The sequence below is a fragment of the Actinoplanes sp. DH11 genome, from assembly GCF_020873875.1.
Classification (GTDB): Bacteria; Actinomycetota; Actinomycetes; order Mycobacteriales; family Micromonosporaceae; genus Actinoplanes.
Genome location: NZ_JAHWGU010000167.1, coordinates 1 through 414 on the forward strand (window position 1 = coordinate 1; position 414 = coordinate 414).

The 414-nt window shown below is 68.6% G+C and carries 1 protein-coding gene; it reads right to left on the bottom strand.

The window, feature by feature from the left end:
- Positions 1 to 414 (bottom strand): polyketide synthase (locus LPA41_RS41255; protein WP_229076942.1); only part of this gene is annotated, 414 nt, incomplete at both ends.

A 414-nucleotide genomic window follows, 5' to 3' on the forward strand; every position in this document is an offset into this window, starting at 1 on the left:
CCAGCCACGGCACCGGACCCGGCACCCGCACCGACTCCCCCGGCACCTCAACGCCCGGACCCTGCTCCAAAATCACGTGCGCATTCGTGCCACTGATCCCGAACGACGACACCGCCGCCCGACGCGGACGCCCATCCACACGCCACTCGACCGGCTCAGTCAACAACTCCACCGCACCCGACTCCCAATCCACCTGCGGAGTCGGCTCATCCACATGCAACGTGCGCGGCATCACACCATGCCGCATCGCCTGCACCATCTTGATGATCCCCGCGACACCCGCCGCCGCCTGCGTGTGCCCGATATTCGACTTCACCGACCCCAGCCGCAACGGCTGCTCACGGTCCTGCCCATAGGTGGCCAGCAGCGCCTGCGCCTCGATCGGGTCACCCAGCGTCGTCCCCGTGCCGTGCG